The sequence below is a fragment of the Bradyrhizobium sp. URHC0002 genome (assembly GCF_054059515.1).
Window position 1 is genome coordinate 3,932,678 of record NZ_JBSSCF010000001.1, and the last position, 20,970, is coordinate 3,953,647.

Annotated in this window: 19 protein-coding genes; 11 read left to right on the forward strand and 8 right to left on the reverse strand. The window is 61.9% G+C overall.

Annotation, left to right across the window (positions count from 1 at the left end; genetic code table 11):
- Positions 1-90 precede the first annotated feature (90 nt).
- Positions 91-1,101, forward strand: coding sequence for a glutathione S-transferase N-terminal domain-containing protein (locus ACVWVY_RS19060; RefSeq protein ID WP_456627815.1), 1,011 nt, complete (start codon positions 91-93; stop codon positions 1,099-1,101).
- Positions 1,102-1,123: 22 nt separating this feature from the next.
- On the opposite strand, the gene ACVWVY_RS19065 is transcribed toward ACVWVY_RS19060, so the two are convergent.
- From ACVWVY_RS19065 to ACVWVY_RS19085, 5 genes are all read right to left on the reverse strand, one after another.
- Entirely contained in the window at positions 1,124-1,753 is a 630-nt protein-coding gene (locus tag ACVWVY_RS19065; RefSeq protein ID WP_456627816.1) for a DsbA family protein, read from the reverse strand.
- A 532-nt stretch (positions 1,754-2,285) separates the two neighbouring features.
- Positions 2,286-4,196: a flavin-containing monooxygenase gene (locus tag ACVWVY_RS19070; protein ID WP_456627817.1), complete on the reverse strand. Its 1,911-nt coding sequence runs from the start codon at positions 4,194-4,196 to the stop codon at positions 2,286-2,288.
- A gap of 13 nt (positions 4,197-4,209) precedes the next feature.
- Positions 4,210-4,983: an SDR family NAD(P)-dependent oxidoreductase gene (locus ACVWVY_RS19075; protein ID WP_456627818.1), complete on the reverse strand. Its 774-nt coding sequence runs from the start codon at positions 4,981-4,983 to the stop codon at positions 4,210-4,212.
- Complete coding sequence (locus tag ACVWVY_RS19080) at positions 4,973-5,629, reverse strand: TetR/AcrR family transcriptional regulator (RefSeq protein ID WP_456627819.1); 657 nt, start codon at positions 5,627-5,629, stop codon at positions 4,973-4,975. The genes ACVWVY_RS19075 and ACVWVY_RS19080 overlap by 11 nt, the downstream gene beginning before the upstream one ends.
- Positions 5,626-7,122 (reverse strand): AMP-binding protein, encoded by a 1,497-nt coding sequence (locus tag ACVWVY_RS19085; protein WP_456627820.1) that lies wholly within the window; start codon positions 7,120-7,122, stop codon positions 5,626-5,628. The genes ACVWVY_RS19080 and ACVWVY_RS19085 overlap by 4 nt, the downstream gene beginning before the upstream one ends.
- Before the next feature lie 170 nt (positions 7,123-7,292).
- On the opposite strand from ACVWVY_RS19085, the gene ACVWVY_RS19090 reads away from it, so the two are divergent.
- The 10 genes from ACVWVY_RS19090 to ACVWVY_RS19135 all read left to right on the forward strand — a co-directional run bounded on the left by ACVWVY_RS19090 (position 7,293) and on the right by ACVWVY_RS19135 (position 16,783).
- Positions 7,293-8,552 (forward strand): ABC transporter substrate-binding protein, encoded by a 1,260-nt coding sequence (locus ACVWVY_RS19090; protein ID WP_456627821.1) that lies wholly within the window; start codon positions 7,293-7,295, stop codon positions 8,550-8,552.
- Between the two features lie 96 nt (positions 8,553-8,648).
- The gene (locus tag ACVWVY_RS19095) at positions 8,649-9,551 is read left to right on the forward strand and encodes a branched-chain amino acid ABC transporter permease (RefSeq protein WP_456627822.1); all 903 of its coding nucleotides are present in this window, start codon (positions 8,649-8,651) and stop codon (positions 9,549-9,551) included.
- Positions 9,548-10,573 (forward strand): branched-chain amino acid ABC transporter permease, encoded by a 1,026-nt coding sequence (locus tag ACVWVY_RS19100; RefSeq protein ID WP_456627823.1) that lies wholly within the window; start codon positions 9,548-9,550, stop codon positions 10,571-10,573. The genes ACVWVY_RS19095 and ACVWVY_RS19100 overlap by 4 nt, the downstream gene beginning before the upstream one ends.
- A 2-nt stretch (positions 10,574-10,575) precedes the next feature.
- Positions 10,576-11,334, forward strand: coding sequence for an ABC transporter ATP-binding protein (locus ACVWVY_RS19105; RefSeq protein WP_456627824.1), 759 nt, complete (start codon positions 10,576-10,578; stop codon positions 11,332-11,334).
- A complete protein-coding gene (locus tag ACVWVY_RS19110; RefSeq protein WP_456627825.1) occupies positions 11,331-12,047 on the forward strand; it encodes an ABC transporter ATP-binding protein in 717 nt (238 codons plus the stop codon). The genes ACVWVY_RS19105 and ACVWVY_RS19110 overlap by 4 nt, the downstream gene beginning before the upstream one ends.
- A gap of 24 nt (positions 12,048-12,071) precedes the next feature.
- Positions 12,072-13,298 (forward strand): CaiB/BaiF CoA transferase family protein, encoded by a 1,227-nt coding sequence (locus ACVWVY_RS19115; protein ID WP_456627826.1) that lies wholly within the window; start codon positions 12,072-12,074, stop codon positions 13,296-13,298.
- Positions 13,295-14,071 carry an enoyl-CoA hydratase/isomerase family protein gene (locus tag ACVWVY_RS19120; protein WP_456627827.1) on the forward strand — a complete coding sequence of 259 codons (777 nt, stop codon included), beginning with the start codon at positions 13,295-13,297 and terminating at the stop codon, positions 14,069-14,071. The genes ACVWVY_RS19115 and ACVWVY_RS19120 overlap by 4 nt, the downstream gene beginning before the upstream one ends.
- Entirely contained in the window at positions 14,071-14,526 is a 456-nt protein-coding gene (locus ACVWVY_RS19125) for a MaoC family dehydratase (RefSeq protein ID WP_456627828.1), read from the forward strand. Before ACVWVY_RS19120 ends, ACVWVY_RS19125 begins: the two co-directional genes overlap by 1 nt.
- Before the next feature lie 4 nt (positions 14,527-14,530).
- A complete protein-coding gene (locus ACVWVY_RS19130; RefSeq protein ID WP_456627829.1) occupies positions 14,531-15,388 on the forward strand; it encodes an HpcH/HpaI aldolase/citrate lyase family protein in 858 nt (285 codons plus the stop codon).
- A 162-nt stretch (positions 15,389-15,550) separates the two neighbouring features.
- Positions 15,551-16,783: an acetyl-CoA C-acetyltransferase gene (locus ACVWVY_RS19135; RefSeq protein WP_456627830.1), complete on the forward strand. Its 1,233-nt coding sequence runs from the start codon at positions 15,551-15,553 to the stop codon at positions 16,781-16,783.
- A 117-nt stretch (positions 16,784-16,900) separates the two neighbouring features.
- Here ACVWVY_RS19135 and ACVWVY_RS19140 read toward each other — a convergent pair whose 3' ends face one another.
- From ACVWVY_RS19140 to ACVWVY_RS19150, 3 genes are read right to left on the reverse strand one after another with little or no spacing between them, the layout of a single operon-like run.
- Positions 16,901-18,493 carry an ATP-binding protein gene (locus ACVWVY_RS19140; protein ID WP_456627831.1) on the reverse strand — a complete coding sequence of 531 codons (1,593 nt, stop codon included), beginning with the start codon at positions 18,491-18,493 and terminating at the stop codon, positions 16,901-16,903.
- Positions 18,490-19,194 (reverse strand): response regulator transcription factor, encoded by a 705-nt coding sequence (locus ACVWVY_RS19145; RefSeq protein WP_456627832.1) that lies wholly within the window; start codon positions 19,192-19,194, stop codon positions 18,490-18,492. The genes ACVWVY_RS19140 and ACVWVY_RS19145 overlap by 4 nt, the downstream gene beginning before the upstream one ends.
- A 21-nt stretch (positions 19,195-19,215) precedes the next feature.
- Positions 19,216-20,880 carry a DUF4153 domain-containing protein gene (locus ACVWVY_RS19150; protein ID WP_456627833.1) on the reverse strand — a complete coding sequence of 555 codons (1,665 nt, stop codon included), beginning with the start codon at positions 20,878-20,880 and terminating at the stop codon, positions 19,216-19,218.
- Positions 20,881-20,970: the final 90 nt, after the last annotated feature.

A 20,970-nucleotide genomic window follows, 5' to 3' on the forward strand; every position in this document is an offset into this window, starting at 1 on the left:
CGCTGCGCCGCAAGGCAAGCGCCGCAGGCGTAATTGCAGGTCTGGCGGGTAAAATTCGAATGCGCTATGGCACGGGACGAGGTGAATGCCATGACCGAAGGACGCTACCGGCTGATCGGCTCGACCGCGTCGCCCTACGCCATCAAGCTGCGCGCGCTGTTGCGCTACCGAAGGATTCCGTTCGATTGGGTCATCATGACCAAGGCGCTGCGCAAGGCGACCGAGCATTTGCGGCCCAATCTGATTCCGGTGCTGCAATATCCAGACGGGACCTACCGCGGCGAGACCACGACGCTGGCTTTCGATCTGGAGAGCCGTCACAGGGAACGCTCCGTCATCCCCGACGACAAGGCGGTCGCGTTTGTCTGCGATCTCCTGGAAGACCTCGCCGACGAATGGGCGGTGAAGCCGCTATTTCTCTATCGCTGGTGGGATTCGGAAGACCAGGCCTATGTCTCGCGCTGGGCCGGCGAGGAATGGTCGGTGTCGGAGGCCGAGACCGGCAGTCCGGACGAGATCGAGCAATTCCGCCAGCGGCAGATTTCGCGCATGGTCATTCTCGGCGCGACGGCGGAAAACAAGCCGCTGCTGGAAGAGAGCTACTTGCGGATGCTGGCGGCATTCGAGCCGCATGTCGGCATGACCAATTATCTGTTCGGCAGCCGGCCGTCGCTGGCCGATTTCGCCTGGTTCGGCCAGCTCAGCGAGATGGCGACCGACCCGACGCCGATGCGGATCATGCGCGCGAAAGCGCCGTTCACCGATCACTGGGTGCGGCGGCTGGACGATGCCTCCGGCGTCGAGGGAGAATGGTATCCGCGCGAACAAGCGCTGGGCGGCACGGCCGAGGCGTTGTTGAAGATCGCAGGCGAACTCTATCTGCCGTTTCTCGTCGCCAATGCCGATGCGTTTGCCAAAGGTCTCGAGCGGCTGGAGATGAATGTTTGGGGCCTGCCTTATGCGCTGGCGCCATTCAAATATCAGGTGAAATGCCTGCAGCAGCTGCGCGACAAGTTTTCAGCGCTCGATGCGGACGACCGGGTCGCGTTGCGGCCGGTGCTGGAACGCACCGGGTGCTGGCAGCATTTGACAGGCAGTTAGATACAACACGAGGTCCGTGGCCTCATGCCCGGTGGCGGCTGCCCAGCGCCGTCGCGATCGACTCCGGATTGCTGATGCGCTCGATCAGCATGTCGATGCGATCGCCGCCCCAGAACAATTCACCGTTGAAGACCATGGTCGGCACGCCGAACACACCGAGCGCTTCCGCTTCATCGATGATGCGGTCGTGCTCGGCCCGCGCCGGGCCGTGGACGTAGGCCTCGAACTCCCGAGCCGAGCCGCCGATTGATGCGATCACGCCCGAAATGTCCGACAGCTCGTCGATTTCGAGATCGTGACTCCAGAAGCGACGGAATACCGTGTCGTGATAGGGCCGGAACAGGCCATGGCGCTGCGCGAACAGCATGCCGGCGCTGGAATAGAAGGCGTCATAAATGCGCCGCGGCCCCTTCATGGTGAGGCCCTGTGCATTGGCGTAGCGGCGTGCGTCCATGTAGGCGTAACGCACCTTGCGCCAGAAGTGCGGCGTGCGCTCTTCCACCGTGCCCATGAATTCGGGAATGCGCAGCGTGTAGGGCAGCCATTCGAGTTCGACGCCATGAGCGTCCTCGAGTTCGAACAGCCGCTTGTTGGCGACGAACGCATAGGGGCTCTTGTAATCGGTGTAGATTCGTACGCGCGGTCGGTCCATGGCGTGTCCTTGTTCAGTCGGATCGGTATCGCGATCCGATCAAAGCATGGAACCATGCGACGCGGGTTGCCATTGCAAAAACGAATGGGCCCCGGTGCATTAAAGCATCGCGGGGCCCTACATCTTCGTTATAGGCGAAGGATTTCTGGTAGACACCAGTATGATCTCAGGATCCGGTAGCGCGTGGCCTTTGCGCTCCAGTCCCGTGGATATGTTCGAATTGTTGAAAGGTGCAACGAGGCTGGCAGCTGCTTATGACCTCGACCGCACCCTGACCTTGCGATGGGCAAGGTCACCAGTCTGATCCGGTGGCGTCATGCTCCTCCTCAAGAGTTGGTCGACGGACTTTCGTCCGCATCCGCTGCGTGTCGTCTCGATCATGTAACCGGGGCGCCAATGCCTGCGAAGCAGAGAGCCCGAACGCTCAGTAACTCCGGCAGGTGCAGTCGCGGAGAATGCTGCGGCAGATAGAGGCAGGTGTCAATAACACCAAGGTTTGTACATCCACCGGGTTCCCACACCTGTTGATATGTCAGGCCTTGGTGCGGTGGTAATCCTGTAAATCAGGATCGTGCGTCATCGCCCAGTAGTCCACAAACCGCCACGGCATCGCCGAGAAAACCCGACCTTGCTTGTTGCGGTAATAGGTCGTCATGCCGGGGTGAGTCCAAATCAACTGCTCATGCTCGGCATCCACCTTCTTGACGTATTGGTCATGTGCCTCGGGGCGAACATCGATCGCGGCGATGCCTTGCTCGATCATTTCGACGAGGCAAGCCGAGATGTAGCGGCTCTGGCATTCCGACTGGAAGATCACGCTGCCGCCATGCGCGGGCCCTGAATTGGGACCGAGCATCACGAAGAAGTTCGGAAAGTCCGGCACGGTGAGACCGAGATAGGCCGTCGGGTTGTCGTTGGCCCACGCCGTCTTGAGACTCTTGCCGTGACGCCCGCTGATGTTGAGGCGCGCGGCCATCTCCGTGACCTTGAAGCCGGTCGAAATCACGATGACATCGGCGGGCCGTAATTTGCCGTCGGAAGCAACAATGCCGTCTTGCGCGAAATGATCGATCCCGTCGGTGACCAGTTCGACATTCGGCTTCGTCAGCGTCTTGAACCAGTTGTTGTCGAGCAGGATGCGCTTGCCATAGGGCGGATAGGTCGGCACGCATTTCTCGACGAGATCGGGACGGTCCTTCAATTCGGACTGGATGAACTCCGTCAGCTCCTCGCGATGCCGGTCATTGCCCTTGTTCACGGCGCGCGCGGGATGCGGCCATTCCGGGTCCTTGCGCAGGAACGGCAAAAGACCATCGCCGTAGCGCCAGAACATGTTGAAGCGGTACCACTGCACGTAAAACGGCAAATGCGCGAGCAGCCACCGCGCGCCCTCGGTGATGGGATCGGAATAGCCTGCCACGGGGCGCGCCCATTGCGCGGTGCGCTGATAGACGGTGACCGACGCGACGCGGTCGGCGATCGATGGCACCAGCTGCATCGCAGTTGCGCCGGTTCCGATGACGGCGACATGCTTGCCGTCGAGCTTGATGTCGTCGGTCCACAAGGCTGAGTGCAGCATCTCGCCCTTGAAATGCTCCTCGCCCTTGAAGTGCGCAGGGTGCGGGTCGTTGAGCTGGCCGATCGCGCTGACCAGCGTGGTCGATTCAAAGATCTCCTCGCCATTGGCGGTCTTCAATGTGGAGATCCAGCGCCGCTTGTTCTCGTCCCAGCGCGACGACGCCAGTTCGGTGTTGAGGCGGAGATGCTTGCGGATGTCGTATTCGAGCGCGACTTTCCTGAGATAGTCGAGCAACTCCTGGCGCTGGGCAAAGTAACGCGTCCACGGATTGCGTGCCCCGAACGAGAAGGAATAGGAATGGTTCGGCGTATCGACGCCGCAACCGGGGTAACGGTTGACGTACCAGGTGCCGCCGAGTTCGGCGTTCTTCTCGACGATGGTGTAGGGGATGCCGAGGCGGCCAAGGGTGACGCCCAGCGCGATGGCGCAGACGCCGGCCCCGACGATCAAGACATGTTGCTGCGCCAGCTTCTCACTGGAGGGAGGTTTGGTCCAGCGTGCCTCTCGGGGAATGAATCCCATTTCCTCGCGCATCAACGGCGCATATTCCGGCGCGACGTTTTCGCCGAGTGTCGCGCGCATCATCTTCAGCATCAATTCGTCACCGGGGTCGGTGACCACGGGCTTCGGTTCGCCGTTCGTAAACAGCTTCAGCACGGCGGCGCGGATTTCGGCCTGGATTTCCGGAGCGACACCAGCGTGCGGGTCCGGGATCAGGCGCACGTCGCGCCTGGGTTTGTAGGGCGGCTCCAGCCAGCGCTCGTCGCCGGTCATGTGAACCAGCACCATCAGCAGCACCCGGATATCGCCCTCGGCGATGGCCGATGACAGATCGAGTTTGTTGCGCGCCAGTTCGATATTCATGCTCGTGTCCTCTTTACGCGCTCGGTGCTTCCCGCAACCCGCCATAAGCGGCCCATGTGGTGCCTGCGATATATCCGGCGTCTACGGGTAGATTGATTCCGGTGACGCCGCTGCTCATCGGCGAAAGCAGCCACGCGATCGCGTGCGCGACCTCGATCGGCTCGACCAGCCGGTTCATCGCGGTCGGACTTTCCAGCCATTTCCTGTTCAGCGCCCCTGAGGCGATACCGGCTTCCAGCATGGCGGTGCGCGTAAAGCCCGGCGAGACCGCATTGACGCGGACGCCACTGCGGCCCCATTCGGCGGCCAGCGTCTGCGTAATCTGAATGACGCCGGCTTTAGCGGCCGTGTAGGCATGGATCGGACCAGACGTCATGCCGGCAACGGAAGCGACATTGACGATCGCGCCATGCCGGCGCTCGGCCATCTTCACGCCGACGCTGCGGGCAACCATAAACGTGCCGCGCAGATCGATATTGACCTCGCGGTCCCATTGATCCATTCGCACCCGCTCGATCGGGTGCATTTTTCCAAATACGCCGGCGGCGTTGACGAGGCCCGTGATCGGGCCGTGCGCGGCCTCGATGTCGGCGATGCCGCTGACGACGGTGCTTTCGCTGGCGACGTCGAAGGGGGATGGCCACAGGACGACTTGCGTTCCAGTCAATGGTTCCGGTGCGATGTCCGATATCACTACGCGACGGCCCTGTTCGGCCAGCAGCGTTGCGGTGGCGGCGCCGATGCCGCGGCTGCCGCCGGTGACGAGGACGATACCCTCAGCGGTCATGGTTGTTGCCTTTTTCCGGTGTGAACAGGCCGCGCGTCACCAGCTTTCGGTAGGCGGAGATGACATGTTCGGGCGCTGCCGTGACGCTGCCCCCAACGTAGGAGTAGCGGCGGCTCAGGTAGCCACGCGCGCCCATCAGCATGTGGACGATGGCTTCGAACTCCTCATCGCTATAATCGACGATTGCGCCGGCCTGACGGGCGCGCCGGAGGATACGGACATAGGCGGTTGCGATGTTGTCGAGATGCTTCTGATAGCCGATCGGCGCGAAATATTCGGCCTCGTTGAGGATGCGCAGGAATTCCGGCACCTGCCGGATGAAATCGAAGAAGGCGCCGAAGCGTTCGATTTCCTGCCTTGCCGCTTGTGCGCTTCCGGTGCGTTCGCGGATGAAGTAAACCATGTCGGTGCCGATCTTCGGCAGCAATTGGTCGAGCAGTTCCTGACGATTTTCAAAGTGATTGTAGAACGTGCCCTGGGCTACGCCGGCTTCCTCGGTGATGCGGGCGACCGAAGCCTCTGCGTAGCCGTACTTGCCGACCATCTTGGTGGCGGCATCGAATATTCTGCGCTTGGTCCAGGCGTTGCGCTCGACCCGGTTAAGTTTTGTCGCTTTGCCGGATGCGGCTTGCGATGATTGCGTCATGCGTGAGATTCCAGTTCGGCGCGCAGCACGCGCTTGAGGACTTTTCCGGAAGGATTGCGCGGCAGGCTGTCGCGGATGATCAGTTGCTTCGGCACCTTGAACCCGGCGAGGCGCGTGCGGCAGTGATCGGCGAGATCAGATAATCCCAGTGCGGCGCCATCGCCCAACACCACGACGGCCACGGGCTTTTCGCCCCAGCGTGCGTCGGGCATACCGACAACGGCAACTTCGCGCACTTGCGGCAGTTCGTAGATGACGCGCTCGACTTCGGAGGAGGCGATGTTCTCTCCGCCGGAAATGATCATGTCCTTCTTGCGGTCGGTCAGGTAGAGAAAGCCGTCCTCATCGAGATGGCCGACGTCTCCGGTACGAAACCAGTCGCCAAAGAACGCCGCCGCGGTTTTCTCGGGATCCTTCCAATAGCCCTGCGTGATCTTCGGTCCGCGCAGGCAGATTTCGCCGTTCTCGCCTGGCGGGAGGCGATGGCCTGCATCGTCACGGATTTCGATTTCGACATGGGCGATGGCGCGGCCGGTGGAGCCGATCTTTTCGATCTCGCGGCCAGCTTCCATAAAAGTGTCGCCGCCGCAGGTTTCGGTCAGGCCATAGGCGTCGATGTAGCGGGCGTTCTTGAAATAGTCCGAGAAGGCGCGGATGCGCACTTCCGGCGTCTTCTCGCCGCCGCCGATCGTCCATCGGAGGCTCGATACGTCGTAACGGCCGCGGGTCGGGCAGGTGAGGATCGCGGTCGTCATCACGGGGGCGAACCAGACGGCGTTGAGCTTCTCCGCTTCGATGGCGGCGAGCGCCTGCTCGGGCTCGAAGTTGCGATGGATGGAAAGCATGCCGCCGTGCCAGAGCACCGCGATCCCAGGCAAATCGAGCGCGCCGACATGATAGAGCGGACCGACCACCAGCAATCGGGTGTCGGCATTTAATCCGAGCACCAGCGTCTGGTCGGCCGACTTCCAGTACAGGTTCTCGTACGTCAGCATCACGCCCTTCGGGCGATCCGTCGTGCCGGACGTGTACATCAGCCGCATCAGGTCGCGCGGTTGCCTGACATGAACAGGAGCGGGCGCGATATCAGGCGCAAGGCGCGTCGCGTCGGACTGTGCGGTTTCATCCAGCAGCACCACTGGAGCGCCGCCTGCGGCGATGTCCGCGAGTTCTTCATCCGCAATCAAGATGCGCGCGCCGGAATTGCCAACGATGTAGCCGACTTCGTCGGCGGAGAGCCGATAGTTGATCGGCAGAAACACCGCGCCGATGTGGCTGGTCGCAAACACGAACTCGAGAAAGGCCGTGCTGTTCTTCATCAGCACCGCGACGACGTCGCCCGGGCCTATTCCGCGTGAGGCGAGCCAGCCGCCGACCCGGCGGATGCGGGCGTCGAAATCGGCATAGGAGACGTCCTCGCCGCGGTATTTCAGCGCACAGCGGTCCGGCGTCCGCCGGGCATGAAACGCGATGAAGCTGGATAGATTGATCATTATCCGCCCAAAAAGCCCGTTTCCGGCCTACTCTCTTGCTAGATGAATTATGACTCGTAGTTCATCTTTGGCTTGACGTCACCCCCCTTGCTCTGAAATTCTCAGGCTGCACGGAGGCGACACGACCTCCGGCAGGGATTTGGGTACGCCAACCCCACAGGGAGGAAGCAATGACGAGAACCCGCAAACCGGGCGTAAGCCGACGTGCGACGTTGGCAATGATGGGCGCCGGTGCCGTAACATTTGCGACGCCCTGGGTGGCACGCGCGCAAGCCAAGACCATCAAGGTCGGCATGCCGACCATTCTCTCGGGGCGCGTGGCGCAACTCGGCACCTCTTCGCGCAACGGGGTGACGCTGGAAGTCGAAAAGGTCAATGCCGCCGGCGGTCTGGCCGGACGCCAGATTGAAATGGTAATCCGCGATTCCAAGGGACAGCCGCAGGAAGCCGCCCGCGTCGCCCGCGAACTCGTCAACACCGATGGATGCGAAATCCTGATTGATGCGGAAGCGTCGTCGGGTGCGTTCGCGGTGCATGAAGTGGCGCGGGATCTCGGCGTGCTCTGCATTCATACCAACTCGGAAACCTCGGCACTAACAGCCGATCCCAAGCAGCATATTCCCAACGCGTTCCGTACCGCGCGGCAGGGAGTGCATGACTCGATCGTTGGCGGCAGCTACGCGGCGGCAATCTCCAAGGCCAAGGGCCTGAAGAAATGGGCGACTTGTGCGCCGGACTACGCCTATGGCCGCGATACGACCGGCGAGTTCACGACGTACCTGAAGCGCTTCGCGCCAGACGTCGAGATCATCAGCGAGTCCTGGCCAAAACTGTTTCAGCCCGACTACACCGAAGTCGTGACGAAAATCCTCCAGGCCAAGCCGCAGGCGCTGTATTCCTGCCTCTGGGGCGGCGACCTCACGTCCTATATCGACCAGGCCAACATCTACGCGCTGTTCAGCCAGATGGAGGTGTTCGCGGTCAACATGGCCGACTACACCGCGCTGACGGTGGTGAAGAACCTGCCGAAGGGTATTCACTCGGGCAATCGCTACATCAAGACCTATCCCGCGACCGCGGAAAACGCGGCGTGGGGCGACGCTTACAAGGCGAAATACAACGAATATCCCACCAACTGGTCATGGGAAAATGCAACTGCAATCATGCTGTTAGCGGAAGCTTCGAAGAAGGCGAATTCGGCCGACGGCAAGAAGATTGCGGAAGCGTTGCGCGGCCTGAAGATCAAGTCGCCATTCGGTGCGGACGGCACCGTCACCATGCGCGCCGAGGACCAGACGCTGGTCGGCTATGCGATCGGCTGGGGAACGACGATCCCGCAGGAGCCTTACGTGCCGCAAGTTCAGGCCGGCGATTGGAAGACCATCTTCGAACTCGAAGCCGAGTGGAAGAAGAGCAAGGGCTACACCTGATCGACTGCGAGACGGAGGCGGCGTAGGCTGCCTCCGCTCGCTGCCAAATGTTTTTCGCGTGTCGCCCGTTCCGACGCGCTGTAATGGATGATTCCCTTGGATATCGATGCGCTTACCGGGTGTCTGGCCAGTTCCGCCTGTCTGGTGACGCAAACCACCAGCGGCTTCATCATCGGCATGTTGCTGTTTCTGGTCGCCGTCGGGCTGACGCTGATCTTTGGCGTCCTCAAGGTGGTGAATTTCAGCCACGGTGCCTTCTATATGTTCGGCGCCTATTTCGCGATGACGGCCTATCAGTTCACTGGCAGTTTTGCGCTGGCGATGCTGTGCGGGGCGGCCGGCACGGCCTTGCTTGGCCTGATCTTCGAGCGCGTGTTCATGAGCCGGGTCTACGGCTCCGACGTGCTGATGCAGTTGCTCGTCTGCTACGCCTTCGTGCTGATCTTCGATGACGTCGTGCGGATGATATGGGGCCCCGAATTCAAGTCGATGGGCATGCCGGCGGCGTTCCAGGTGGCGCCGCTGTTCATTGCCGGCGGCGTGGTGCCGCCGTATTATTTGCTCCTGATTGGCGTTGCGCTGGTGGCTGCCGTGATCCTCGGACTCGGCCTGGCGCGCACGAGAATTGGCAAGGTGATCCGGGCGGCCGCGCATAATCCGGGCATGGTGTCCGCGCTCGGCATCAACACCGGATTGATTTATGGCGGGGTGTTTGCGCTCGGCGGCATGCTGGCGGGGCTTGCCGGCGCGCTCGCCGCACCCGTGCGCTCGCTGACGCCGGGCATGGGATTTTCGGTCCTGATCGAATCCTTCATCGTCACCGTCATCGGCGGCATGGGCTCGATCCTCGGCGCGCTGATCGGTGCAATCCTGATCGGCATGATCCGCTCGTTCGGATCGCTCGGCTTTCCCCTGTTCACGGAAGGTTTGATGTACCTGTTCATGGTGATCGTGCTGGTGTCGCGACCGACCGGTCTGTTCGGCAAGGAGGTCGCATGACCGAGTTGCAGGCCGAGCAGGGCGCGTCGGCACTCGATGTCGCCCGCACCGGGCCAAAGCCGCGGCGTAATCGGGATGCCCTGATCGCGCTTGCGGTCTTTGTGGTGCTTGCCCTGTTGCCGATGGTCTTCAGCAGTAAATTGTTGCTCGACTTCGTGATCCGCTGCGCGGCCTATGGGCTGTTCGCGACGTCGCTCAACCTACTGATCGGTTACACCGGCCTGACTTCGTTCGGCCATGGCATGTTCTTTGGCCTAGGCGCCTACGGCTTCGGGTTGATGATGCAGAAGACCGGTGTGCCCATCCCCGTGGCTTTCGTCGCAACGCTGGCGATCACGTTTGTCGTTGCCCTCGTCATTGGAGCCATCTGCGTTCGACTGAAGGAAATCTATTTTGCTTTCGTGACGCTGGCGTTCCAGATGTTGATCCACAGCACGATTTTGTCCTGGGTGTCGCTGACCGGCGGCGACCAGGGCCTGCGTGGCGGCATTCCGCGCCCGGCCTTCTTTGGCATCGACCTGTCCAATCACGTGCATCTTTATATCGCGAGTTGCGCGCTGCTGGTGATCGGGCTTCTTTTGATGCGCCAGATCGCGCAATCGCCGTTCGGCTATACCTTGCGGATGATCCGCGACAACGCGAACCGCGCCAGCTTTGTCGGCATCGACGTCTGGCGCGCCAAGTTGACGATTTTTGTGCTCGCGGCGCTGTTCGCCTCGACCGGCGGGATCATCATGGCGCTGTTTGTTTCCGGAGCCTATCCGGAATTTGCCTATTGGACCATCTCGGGCGAGGGCATCTTCATCAACATGCTCGGCGGCGTGACGACTTTCCTCGGGCCAATGGTCGGCACGGTGCTGCTCCTGATCCTCAACGATACCGTTACCCGTTGGACCGATTATCACGGCATCGTACTGGGCATCGTGATCCTGTTCTTCGCCATAGGCCTGCGCAAAGGCCTGATGGATTTTGTGGTCGAGTGGTATGCGCGACGCCGCGCCGGCACCGGGGAGCGCAGCTAGCCATGCTGGAGATACGCGCTCTTTCCAAGTCGTTCGGCGGCGTCAAGGCGACCGACAATGTCACGCTCGATTTTGCCGACGGTTCGCTCACCGCCGTGATCGGTCCCAACGGCGCCGGCAAGAGCACGTTCTTCAACCTGATCACCGGTGCGCTGAGGCCCGACGCCGGCCAGATCCTGCTCAATGGCGTCGACATGGCCGGGCGGTCGCCACCCGATATCGTGCGCCACGGTATCGGCCGGGCATTTCAGGTCGCGAGTATTTTTCCCTCACTCACGGTGCAGGAGACGATGCTGGCGGCGGTCTGCGCTGATCAGCGCCGCGCCAGCGTCATTCATCGCCGCTTCCCGTTGGCCGAAACCCGCGACCGCGCCGAGCATGCGATGGAGTTGCTGGGCTTGGCCGGCAAGCGGAACCGGATCGCGGCGACGCTGTCGCATGGTGACCAGAAGCTGCTCGATATCGCGCTGGCGCTGGTGCTCGATCCCAAGGTGCTGCTGCTCGACGAGCCGACCGCCGGCATGGGCACCGAGGAGCGCTGGCGGATGATCGACAAGGTGAGGGAGCTCTGGGAGAAGCAGAAAATAACGGTGGTGTTCATCGAGCACGACATGGACATCGTGTTCAAGATCGCACCCGAGATCGTTGTGCTTTGTTACGGTCGTATTCTCGCAACCGGCACGCCGGATGCGATCCGTCGCAACGAGGCGGTGATCGAGGCTTATCTGGGCACCGAACACCACGCCGGAGCCGCGATATGAGCGCGCAGCCCGTGGTGCAAGTCGAAGATCTCGACGTTTATTATGGCACCAGCCAGATCCTGTTCGGCGTCGGCCTGTCGGTCCGGCAGGGCGAAACCATGGCGCTGCTCGGCCGCAACGGCGCTGGCAAATCCACCACCATGAAGGCGATCATGGGCCTGGCTCCCGCACGGCGCGGCAAGGTCACCCTGAAGGGCCGCGTGGTGTCCGGGCTGAAGCCGTACCACATCGCGCGCGCCGGTCTCGGCTTCGTGCCGGAGGATCGCCAGATATTTCCGGAACACACGGTTGAGGACAATCTGGTCATCGGCGCCAAGAAGGGGCCCAATGGCGAAGACGAGTGGTCGATCCGGCGCATTTACGACGTGTTTCCATTGCTTGAGCCGCTGCGGCACCGGATCGCAGGGCGGCTGTCGGGCGGCGAACAGCAGATGCTGGCGATTGCGCGGACGCTGATGGGCAATCCCGCGCTGCTACTTCTGGACGAGCCGAGCGAGGGGCTGGCGCCGATCATCGTGCAGCGGATCGGCGAATTGCTGCGGCAGCTTCGCGGCACCGGCGCCACAGTGCTGATCGCCGAGCAGAACATGCATTTTTGCCTTGGCCTTGCGAGCCACGCGACGGTTATCGACAAGGGCCAGATCGTCTACACATCCGGGATCGAAGAGCTGAAAGCCAACGATAACATTCGTCAGCGCTACCTCGCGCTGTAGCTTTCGGCCCGACCGGGGGACGAAATGACCAGGGAACGCAAGATATCGCCGACGCATGAGGCGCCGTATCGCGGCGTGCGCGTGCTGGATTTCGGGCAGGGTATCGCATCTCCCTATTGCGCGATGCTGCTGGGTGTCTACGGGGCCGACGTCATCAAGGTCGAGCCGCCTGAGGGGGATTGGTCGCGTTTCCTCGGAACGACCTATGGAAGTCACACCACGCTGTCGGCGGTCTATAACCGCGGCAAGCGCAGCCTTTGCCTTGACATGAAGCACAAGGACGGGATCGCAATTGCCCGGCGGCTGGCGAGAGATTGCGACGTTCTGATCGAAGGCTTCAGGCCCGGCGTTGCCGCCCGGCTCGGGATCGGCTACGAGGAATTATCGCGCGACAATCCCGGGCTGATTTATTTGTCCATCAGCGCGTTCGGCCAAAGCGGTCCCTATTCGAAGCGGCCGGGCTCCGATTCCGTGGCGCAGGCGTTCTCGGGTCTGGTGTCGATCAATGTTGGCAACGACGGTACTCCGCACCGGGTCGGCACCACGATCTCCGACGTCGTCACCGGCGTCTATGCCTTCCAGGCCATCGCAACGACGCTGTTTGCGCGCGCGACCGTCGGAACCGGGCGCTGGATCGACGTCAACCTCTGCCAGTCGACGTCCGCACTGCTTGGCCACAAGGTCGCCGAACATGTTCTGGACGGCGGTGCGCCACGCGCACTCAACGTTCCGGCGGGCTCGTACCAGACGGCCGATGGCTGGATGATGGTCACCCTGGTGAACGAGCCGCAATATAAGCGGCTGTGCGCGGCGATCGGCCGCGACGACTTCGCCAGCGATCCGCGCTTCGCCGATTTCGCGCGGCGCGCTGACGCCGTGGATGCGCTGATCCCGCAGTTGCGCGAGGTTTTTCTGAGGCAGCCGACGGATGCCTGGCTCGCGCGCCTGCATGCCGCCGATCTCATCGCCGAACGGATCCTCAATCCCGGGGAATGGCTGCGCAACGTTCATGTCGAGGCGACCAGAGCGGCCGTTTGCCAGGAAACGCCGGGCGTGGGGCCGGTGTATTCACCGCGGACGCCGGGCATCGCGAGCTTCTCGGAGGATGACTTGCTCGCCGCACCTGATATAGGCCAGGACAGTTACGAGGTGCTGCTGGAAGCGGGCTTCGAGCGTGGCGCCATCGACGATCTGGTCAAGGCCGGCGCGGTGCGTCAGGCCAAGGGAAAGATCAAGGGAGGCACGGCATGAGCACCGATCTCGTTGGTTATTCCGTCTCGGGCAATATTGCCGAGATCATGCTGGATCGACCGCCGGTCAATGCGCTCAGCATGGACCTGATCGATGCGCTGCTGGCGGCGCTGGCGAAGGCGAGGGACGACGAAGCGGTGCGCGCCGTCATCATCGGCAGCGCGCACAAGGTGTTTTGCGCCGGGCTTGATCTCGATATCGTCCGCGGCAAGCCCGGGATCGAAACCAAGAAATTCCTCGAACGGCTGTATTTCGCGCTCAACGATACCCAGTATCGCATGGGCAAGCCGACCATCGCCGCCGTGGACGGCGCGGTGCGGGCCGGCGGCATGACGATTGCGATCTCTTGCGACATGATCATCGCTGGCGATGGCTGCACTTTCGGCTATCCCGAGATCGATGTGGGCCTGATCCCGGCCATTCACTTCGTGCAGTTGCCGCGGCTGGTCGGCAAGCACCAGGCGTTTGGTCCACTGTTCCTCGGCGAGCCCTTTGATGCCGCGACAGCCTTTCGCATGGGGTTGCTGAGCGAAGTGGTGCCGAAGGGCACCGCGCTTCCGCGTGCGCGTGAGGTCGCGGGCAAGCTCGCCGCCAAATCGCCCATCGTCATGAAGATCGGGCGCGATGCCTTCATGCGGGCAGTCGACGCCGATTTCCGCCGCTCGGTCGAAAACGCGGCCGAGAGCTTTGCGCTTGTCGCAACGACGGAAGATTGTCAGGAAGGCTTGAATGCGTTCGTCGAAAAGCGGACGCCGAACTACAGGGGACGCTGATGGCCGGATTGTATTTCGAGGAGTTCGAGGTCGGCCGGGAGTTTCATCATGAATTCTCCAGGACCGTGACCGAGATGGACAACACGCTGTTCAGCCTGCTGACCATGAACCCGCAGCCGCTGCATATCGATGCGCATTTCTCCGAAAATACCGAATTTGGTCAGCGGCTGTTCAACAGCCTTTATACCCTCGGCATCATGATCGGGATGAGCGTCTACGATACGACGCTGGGCACCACGATCGGCAACCTCGGCATGACTGACGTCAAATTCCCAAAGCCGGTATTTCACGGCGACACGCTGAAGGCGCACACGAAGATTATCTCCAAGCGCGAAAGCAAGTCGCGGCCGAACCAGGGCATCGTCGAATTCGAGCACACCATGACCAATCAGCGCGGCGAGACGGTGGCAAGCTGCCGCCGGACCGGCCTGATGCATTGCAAACCGAAGGCATAAGGCCATGCGTTCATTCCTGTTCGTTCCCGGCGATAGCCAACGCAAGTTCGAAAATGCCAAGAAGACGGCAGCCGATGCGCTGATCCTCGACCTCGAGGATTCGATCGCGCCGGAGGAGAAAGTCGGTGCGCGGCGTGCGGTGCGCGAGATGCTCGATGCCCGGAATCCGAGCCAGAAGGCATATGTCCGCGTCAATGCGCTCGACACGGACATGACGCTTGGCGACCTCGCGGCCGTCATGCCGGGCCGGCCCGACGGTATCGTGCTGCCGAAATGTGCCGGCGCCGCCGACGTCAACCGCCTCTCGCTGTATCTCGATGCCTTCGAGGCGGCCGCCGGAATTGAGCATGGCGCTACGAGAATAGTGACAGTAGCGACGGAGACAGCGCGGGCCGTCCTCAAGCTACTCGACTTCGAAAACATGAGCCCGCGGTTGTGGGGCATGATGTGGGGCGCCGAGGACTTGGCGGCCTCGCTTGGCGCGTCGCGAAACCGAACGGGAGGCCGCTTCCACGGGCCGTTCCTGCTGGCGCGAGACCTCTGCCTGATCAGCGCAGCCGCGGCCGGCGTCGTCGCCATCGACACCATTGCGACCGATATCAACGACCTCGACGCGCTCAGGGAAGAGTCTATCGCTGCACGTCAGGATGGTTTCCTTGCCAAGGCGGTGATCCATCCCAAGCATGTCGATGTCGTCAATGCAGCCTTCATGCCGACGGACGAGGAAATCGCCTGGTCGGAGAAGGTAGTCAAGGCCTTCAACGACAATCCAACATCCGGCGTCGTGAAGATCGATGGCAAGATGATCGACAAGCCGCATCTGCGTGCGGCGGAGAAAATCCTGGCACTGCGGGGACGGTAGCGAGATCATGTAGCCCGAATGAGCGAAGCGATATCCGGGTCAAATGCACAGGCGGGTCCCGGATATCGCTTCGCTCATCCGGACTACGAAACTGCCTTGATCAGATTGACTTTGTAGCTTGATCGGCAGCAAATGCAGCCAATTAACAAGAAGGAAAACACCATGGTTGACGCGCTGATCATCGATGCATGCAGAACGCCACGGGGCATCGGCAAGGCCGGCAAGGGCGCCCTGTCCGGTATCCATCCGCAGCAGCTCGGCGCAACGGTATTGCGCGCGCTGGCCGATCGCACCGGGATCAATACGGCTGAGGTCGACGACATCATCTGGGGTACCAGCTCGCAACGCGGCCAGCAGAGCGGCGATCTCGGTCGGATGTCGGCGCTCGACGCCGGCTATGACGTCCGCGCCAGCGCGGTGACGCTGGATCGGTTCTGCGGTTCCGGCATTACCAGCGTCAACATGGCGGCCAGTTCGATCATGTCGGGCTCCGAAGATCTCGTGATCGCCGGCGGCACCGAGATGATGTCGATGGAAGGCCGCCGCGGCGAGGGGCCGTTCATGATGGACAACGGCAACCTTCGCCTGCGTGCCCGGCATCCGCAATCGCATCAGGGCGTCTGCGCCGACGCGGTGGCGACACTGGAAGGCATCACGCGGCAGGACGTCGATGAACTCGGCCTCGAAAGCCAGAAGCGGGCGGCGGCTGCCATCAAGGGCGGACATTTCAACAAGAGCCTCGTGCCGGTCTACCGCGACGACGGCAGCCTCGCGCTCGACCGCGAGGAATACCCGCGGCCGCAGACCACGCTCGAAGGGCTGGCCGGCTTGAAGGCGGCGTTTCCTGCGATTGCCGATTATGCGCTCGACGACAAGGGGACGACCTATCGCAAGCTCATCCTGGACAAGTATCCGGACCTCGACATCAACTTTGTACATCACGCCGGCAATTCTTCCGGCGTCGTGGACGGTTCAGCAGCCATCTTGCTGGCGTCGCCGAGTTACGCAAAAGCCCATGGCCTGAAGCCCCGCGCCCGCGTCGTCGCGATGGCGAACATGGGGGACTCACCAACCCTGATGCTGAACGCGCCGGTGCCGGCCGCCCGCAAGGTGCTGGCCAAGGCAGGCCTTACACTCGACGACATCGATCTGTTCGAGATCAACGAGGCGTTTGCGGTCGTCGCCGAAAAGTTCATCCGGGATCTCAAGCTCGACCGCGAGAAGGTCAACGTCAATGGCGGCTCGATCGCGCTCGGCCATCCCATCGGTGCAACCGGCTCGATCCTGATCGGCACCGTGCTCGACGAGCTGGAGCGGCGCGATCTCAAGCGGGGGTTGGTAACGATGTGCGCCGCCGGCGGCATGGCGCCGGCGATCATTATCGAGCGGGTCTGAGGCGACTGCTCAATCCGGGGCGGATTCCAGCGAAGTGGCGACCGGTTCGCGTCAAGAAAACGCGTCAAATCAAGAATCTGGAGCCCCGTTCCGATTCCATCGGAACGGAAAAAGGCTCTAGGCAGCCGGGAACAAGAGCTCAAACGCAACGCCTTGATTGGACGGCAGCAGCCGGATCGATCCGGCGTGGCTCGTCATAACGGCCTGGACGATGGCCAGCCCCATTCCCGTGCCGCCGGTGTCGCGGCGTGTGGTGAAGAAGGCATCGAAGATCTTTTCCCGATTCGCTTCGGATATCGGATCACCATCATTGCTGACCGTCATCTTGACGGATCCAGCTTCCTCGATCGCTTCCAGCCGCACGGTCTTCGCGTTGTGACGGATCGCGTTGTCGGTCAGATGCGACAACACGATCAGCGCTTTCTCGCTGGACATGCCAATTGGGCGCTCGAGGCTTCCGGTTGCCTCGATTGCTCGTGTCGGGAATCGGCTCTTCAATCCCACGACAACCTGCGACAGTTCGGTTTGCTCGTTCTGCGGCGCGGCCTCGGCGCGCGCCAGTTCGCGCAGCCGCTGGGTCATGGCCTCCAGGCGCCCGGTGTCGCCCAGAATGTTCGATACGAAATTCTTCTGTTCCATCCGGGTAAGATTGTCGGATTTGCTTTGCAGCGAATCCAGCAGCAATTCAGCGGCGCCCTTGATCGATGTCAGCGGCGACTTCAATTCATGGGTGAGGTGCGACGAAAACGTCGCGATGTAGTCCGACCGCCGCGCCAATTGCTCGGCCATGTCGAGGAAGCTGTGCGACAACTGGGCGAACTCCCGCGTGCCGTAATGGGCGAGCGGCTGGAATGCGTCGCGATCGCCGCGGCTGATGCGCGCGGCGCGATCGACCAACTCGCGCATCGGGCGGGTAATGGTTCGGGAGAAAACCAGGCCGATGATGATGGTCGCGAGAACGACGGCCAGTGCCGCCAGGATGAACTTGCCGCGCTCCTGATAGAGATGGTCGAAGATGTTGCTCGGCGTCCTCGATGTATAAACGACACCCGCGACATGGTTGTTGACGATGACAGGCATTGCCGAGAACACGTGGACGCCGACGCCGCGGCTGATCGAGTAGATCGGAGGAGGCCGCTTGTCGGGTTTGCGAATCCGCAAGGCCGCCCGGTATTTTCCCCCGAGCGCTGTGGCTACTTCCTCGATATGGGCGAGCGATTGACCGACCTCGTCGCGGCCGGCAATCACGACGCCACGGGGATCGAGGACGCGGAAACCAGCCAGCGTGACTTTCTGCGTTTCCAGGATGATCGGCATCAACCGCGCGCCGATCTCGATATACGCTGGCGAAGCAGGCGCGCTCGCCGGAAGAGCATTGGGCCGTCGTCGAAGCAAGTCGGCGCCGGCGGCGAGATCGAGTGCGGGCCGGATCGGCGTGAGCTGGTCTTCCCGATCCGGGCGCGCCTCGGACGGAATTTCGACGCCGAGCGCAATGCCGGCGCCCAGCCGAGATTCCACTTCCCGCGCATAGACCGCGGCGAGCACCCGGCTTTGAGCGATCAATTCGGCCTGGGTTTGGTGAATGAGCTGGTTGTCATAGAGACGGAAGAAGAACAGCCCAACCAGTGGCAGTGTCGCCGCGGCGGCGAGCGCGGCAAAAATGACCTGCCCCACCGACGGTCGCCATTTCTTCCCGGAGCGGGATATCATGCCTGCGGCTCGCATCGCCCGAGCTTGAAGCCGACGCCATGAATGGTTTCGATGACGTTGTCGCAGTTCACGGCGGACAGCTTGGCGCGGATATTGCGGATGTGGCTGTCGATGGTGCGATCCGACACCTGGATGTTGAGCTGATAAGCGGTGCTCATGATCTGCTCGCGACTGAATACCAGCGTCGGCCGCGTCAGGAATGCCCTGAGAATTCCGAACTCGATGGCCGTCAGGCGAAGCGGCGTGCCCGCGAACTCGGCAATGTGCTGTTCGGGATCGACGGAGAGCCGGCCTTGCGAAAGCGCTGCCATCGATGCCCTTGCGTCCTGCCCGCGCGAAGCGATGCGGCGCAGGATAACGTTCACCCTCGCTACGAGCTCGCGCGGGCTGAAGGGCTTGGTGACGTAATCGTCGCCGCCGATCTCGAGGCCCAGCACGCGATCGATTTCGTCGTCGCGTGCGGAAAGAAACAGGATGGGAACGTCCGAAGACTTCCGGATTTCCCGGCAGACGTCCAGGCCGTCGAATTCCGGCATGCCGATATCCAGAATGATCAGGTCCGGCCTGTCGGCGGCAAAGCGGGTCAAAGCTTCCTTGCCGTCGCGCGCCTCGAAGACGGTCATTCCGGCCTTCTTCAGTGCAACACGGATGACCTCGCGGATGTGCAGGTCGTCGTCAACGATGAGAATGCGGTGCGTCAAAGGTCTCTCCGGGAAGTCGTACTAACCTGTAGTCGAATGCTTTGGTAGGCCGTCCAGGGTGCGCTGGAGCCTCCAGCCCCGGAAGCCCCAGCTGCGCCAGGACGCAATCTCTCTCCGTTGCTGTTCTACAAGGCAACCACGGCGGGAAACAAGGGTGGGGTCGAACCCGCGAAGGGCAATGGCCCGGTCGATGGCCGGCAATGCCTGCGGTCCGAGGGAAAACAGATAGTTCATGTCGATCCATACGCCCTTGCCGGCGGCTTCGCGGCTGTGGCTGACATTGTAGTCGGCGATGATGGCGGCGAAATTGACCAGCGAGCAGATGTAGAGCGTTGCTGTCAGGGTGATGAGGTTGGCGCGGATCAGCCAGCCGTTCGAGCGATTCAGAACGATGCGCGCGACGATAAGCACGAGCCCCAACGCGACCAGCATCATCCAGATGAAAGCCGCGACGCGCCACCAGGTGAGCAGGTAGATTTGGACATAGAGATCGAGGCGCAGGATCGACGACAGCACCAGTAGAACATTCTGCGCCACCCACAGATAGACCAGCGGGCGGATCACCCTTGATCGCTCGGCCGGCCCACCGGGCCTCATCGCGGCCAGAACAAAACCCGCCGCCAATAGCGCCGTGACAATGAGAGGATAGGCGCCCCGGTGCGCATATGAAGCGTAGCTGATATCGGCGGGCAGGGTCGCGTTGCCCCAGAGATAGGCAGCGTCAAGAGCGGTTTGAACGGCGAACAGCAGGTTGAACAGGATCAGCGAACGCAGGATCGTCGCAACACCGAAGAAGTCGTGTCGGCTAGATCGTGTTCCCTGCGCCATTGCCGCCGCTTCGGCCAAGTCTGCCGGCATCTCCCGCTTGCGACTCCACCGGACATGGATGAAGGGCCATACGATCGACAGCGCCAGTGTCCAAAACAGTACACGTCCGAGGCTCACGTAGGAAGCGGTGTTGCCTGGGTTCAGCAGGCCGATCCATTTCTCGAGCAAAGGATTGGCCGCTACCAGCAGAAGCACGAAGATGCCGCCGAGAACGATCGGAATGAACCACACGACAAACCCGGTCTTCAGTGCCGGCAGATTGAACGCAGCGACAGCATCGCGGAAAAATCGGAACGGGCCGACCAGATAGAGATCGCATAACGCGGCGGCTCGCTCGCCGAGACGACGCCGATCGCGATTGGTCGTCGACAGCAGGCTTATGCCGAGCGCCAGCACCATGAAGGCCAGAGACGCGACGTTGAATTCCTCGATGGCGGAGACAAGAGCGACCAGCAGGAGGGCGCCTGCCGGCAGCACTTGCTTTCGGTTCAAAGTTGCGAGGTTGGCGAGCAGCGAGCCGCAGGCCACGGCGACCGCAAAGATGGCGGCCGATATTCCAATGCCGTGTCCGTAGAACAGCCAGTCGGCCAGTGCTGCCAGCGCGAGAACAATGCCTGCTTTGACGAGAAAGGTACCTTCCTGAACGGAGCTGACATTGGATGCCGGCGCAGTGAAATCAGCCATTATTGCGCTGCCTGTCTGGAGAGGAAAATTGCAAACCAGCGCCGTTACGGGGCGCTCGCACAGCCACCACCCGTCGTTGGCCAGTCTTGTGGGAACAGGCATTTGATGATCGCCCCGATTTGCAGGACGGACTATCTGACGCCTGTGTGCATTTGCTTGGAGCGCGGTCTGCAAGAGTTCAGATTTTTATGCAGTTTCCGTGCAGGCGCCGTTACGCGCTCGCGTCGGCGAGACAAGTTTGATACGGGCAGTGGCCTCGTTCCG